Genomic DNA, 2518 nt, shown 5'->3' with positions numbered 1-2518 from the left:
CATGGGACAATGAGGTGGGGGCATGAATGATGCACATCTCTTAAGTGATACCTTTCGACAAATCATGAAGCGTCTTGATGCGCTTGAACGCTGTCTTGCCAACCAGCACATGATCGGGCGGGTTGTGCAAGTTGATGGCCATAGGGTGCGGGTGAAACTTTTCTCTGAGAGTGCCAATGGACAAGCGGTTTTATCGCCTTGGCTACAAGCGCAAGAAGCTTCTGGCGCTCTCTCAAGCAATATGCCCCTCCATGTTGGTGACCCGGTGCGGTTGTTGAACCCCCATGGCGAAATTGGTTCTGCTTCTCTGGTGGTGCGCGATAGCTATAGTGAGGATGCGCCTAATCCCGCACGCTCGCCGCGAGAGCTTGCTCTGTGTTATGCCGGTGGCGCTTTGCGAATGACAAAAGATGAACTTATTCTCTCCCATGGGGAAAACCAAATCCATTTGAGTGAAAAAGGTTTGGTGCTTTCTCATCAAGCAACCCGTGTTGAATTAACGGGCAGTGTGCAGATTGAAGCAAAAGATTTACAGCATAATCAAAAATCTGTTGGCGCAAGCCATAAACACGGTGGGGTCAAAATGGGCCCTTCCACAACCTCTTCCCCCCTTTAAAGGAGTTTTATGATGCGTGAGAACACTTATGTTATTTTAACCAATGCCGATTTTGTTGCAGGCAAGCGTTCACCGGGCAAGGGTGAGGAAATTTGTTTAAGTGAAGAGGCAGCAAAATACCCTTTGCTGCTTGGTCAGATTGCTGAAAAACCAGCCCCTGTTGTTGCGGCGACCCCAACGGTTTCTACCACAAAGACAAGCAAAGGGGCTTAAAGCATGCGGTGCGGGATGAGCGAAAAGGATGGCTCTCTCTTGTATGGCTTTGCGCATTGCCAACAATCACTCCATAAATGTTTAATGACAAGGGTAGGAACACGGGTTTTGCGTCGCCATTATGGGTGTGATGTCAGAGAATTCCAAGACGCCAATGCTGATCCTGCAACAATCTTACGTCTTTATCAAGCTATTGCTTGCGCGCTTGATGATCCAGAATGTGGAGAGCCTGGGTTCTCATTGCAAAGGATTGATCTGACTAAAGCAACGCGTGAGGGAACATTCCATTTTGTTTTAACGGGTATTTTTTATCCCGATGGCCATTTGGGGGATTGGTCCCATGGGCAAGAGATGCATTTTCCTTTAGAGGTCTCTTATGGCAGAGCTTGAACATTTACCCTTTTCACAGATTCCTTTGCCACAAATTATTGAAGAGCTTTCTGTTGAAGCAATTTTAGAGCAAAAGATCACGCGTTTGACTGAGCTTTTTGCAGCCCATCATATTCCTTATAATGTGGAAAAGACCGCCTATGATCCGGTGGTCATTCAATTACAAGCGGCTGCTTATGAAGAGTTGCTGTTGCGCCAACGGATTAATGAAGTAGCGCGAGACAATTTACTCACATTTGCCCGTGGAACAAGTTTAGACCATTTGGGGGATTTTCATGGGGTCACGCGCCTTTTGGATGAAGATGATGAGCGGTTTCGCCGCCGCATTCGCTTGAATAGACAAGGACATTCCACAGGGGGCACAGCGCCACGTTATCAATATTTTGCGCTCTCCAGTGATATCCATGTCAAAGATGCTTTTGTTTATCGTGAGGGTAAAAGCCCGCTTATTCATGTTGCGCTTTTTAGTGACAGCCCTTCAGGGGTGGCTGATGAGGCTTTAATTGCAAAGGTGCAAGCCGCCCTTGATGCCCCCCATGTTAAAATGACCAATGACCACATCTTTGTGAAAAGCGCGGTACAGCGGATGATCAATGTTTCTGCTGATTTTTGGTTGTTACCGGATGAAGGCTCCTTTGTTTTGGAAAGAGCAGAGCAGAATTTAAGAGCAGAATGGGCGCGTGCGCAAAGGCTTGGGCGTGATTTGTCTTTAAGTTGGATACTCAGTCGCTTGATGGTTGAGGGTGTGCACCATGTGAACATAACGCAACCTTGTGAGGATATTTTGGTCGCACCGGATGAAGCCGTCGCACTAGGGGATATTGTCTTGTCTGAACGGGGGCGTGCTTATTGATGCTTTCCTCACTTTTGCCCCCAAATTCGAGCTTGTTTGAACGTTGTTTTGCAGAAGCAATGGCTCTTGACCCTCACGTTAAAATGGCACTCGAAGAAATCCCCCGCGCGAAATTTATTACGCGTCCGCCTTCTTGGTTGCCCTTTTTAATAGACGAATATGGCTTACAAGAATTAAACCCTTATTTCTCTAACCTTTATGATTTAATTGATCAGGGTCTTGCATGGCAAAATATTCGCGGCTCCCTTGCGGCAATAGAGTTGGGGCTTGAATGGCTAGGGATTTCGGCACGCTTTCAACCCGCCTAGACTGGGCGAGCATGGTGGAATTCCTTTCAACTTGATTTTGATCAGTTGCCTGAACGGAAAAGCCTTGAAGCCATTGAAGCGATTACCGACCTTTCCAAAAGTTTGCGCTCTGATTTTCGCCGTGGGACCTATGGTTAT

4 protein-coding genes and 1 pseudogene are annotated in these 2518 nt (G+C 47.2%); all 5 read left to right on the top strand.

The annotated features are described in order from the left end of the window. Nucleotides 1-22 precede the first annotated feature (22 nt). Nucleotides 23-616 carry a baseplate assembly protein gene (locus ACFIMC_RS10105; RefSeq protein WP_375680771.1) on the top strand — a complete coding sequence of 198 codons (594 nt, stop codon included), beginning with the start codon at nucleotides 23-25 and terminating at the stop codon, nucleotides 614-616. Between the two features lie 12 nt (nucleotides 617-628). Then, nucleotides 629-829, top strand: a complete 201-nt coding sequence (locus tag ACFIMC_RS10100) for a hypothetical protein (RefSeq protein WP_375680772.1) — start codon at nucleotides 629-631, stop codon at nucleotides 827-829. Between the two features lie 3 nt (nucleotides 830-832). Then, nucleotides 833-1219 (top strand): GPW/gp25 family protein, encoded by a 387-nt coding sequence (locus tag ACFIMC_RS10095; protein ID WP_375680770.1) that lies wholly within the window; start codon nucleotides 833-835, stop codon nucleotides 1217-1219. Then, nucleotides 1206-2072, top strand: coding sequence for a baseplate J/gp47 family protein (locus tag ACFIMC_RS10090; protein ID WP_375680769.1), 867 nt, complete (start codon nucleotides 1206-1208; stop codon nucleotides 2070-2072). Before ACFIMC_RS10095 ends, ACFIMC_RS10090 begins: the two co-directional genes overlap by 14 nt. Next, a pseudogene (locus ACFIMC_RS10085) lies at nucleotides 2072-2518 on the top strand (phage tail protein); the annotation flags it as partial. The gene ACFIMC_RS10090 and the pseudogene ACFIMC_RS10085, both read left to right, overlap by 1 nt.

The sequence above is a fragment of the Bartonella sp. AP21QHHD genome, from assembly GCF_042196205.1.
GTDB lineage: Bacteria > Pseudomonadota > Alphaproteobacteria > Rhizobiales > Rhizobiaceae > Bartonella.
Note: the sequence above shows the minus strand (reverse complement) of the source record. Positions and strands in the feature narration are given on the sequence as shown.

Bases quoted from the DNA above. Each gene is read 5' to 3' on its own strand.
- ACFIMC_RS10105 (WP_375680771.1), top strand. From the start codon at position 23: ATGAATGATGCACATCTCTTAAGTGATACCTTTCGACAAATCATGAAG.
- ACFIMC_RS10100 (WP_375680772.1), top strand. From the start codon at position 629: ATGCGTGAGAACACTTATGTTATTTTAACCAATGCCGATTTTGTTGCA.
- ACFIMC_RS10095 (WP_375680770.1), top strand. From the start codon at position 833: ATGCGGTGCGGGATGAGCGAAAAGGATGGCTCTCTCTTGTATGGCTTT.
- ACFIMC_RS10090 (WP_375680769.1), top strand. From the start codon at position 1,206: ATGGCAGAGCTTGAACATTTACCCTTTTCACAGATTCCTTTGCCACAA.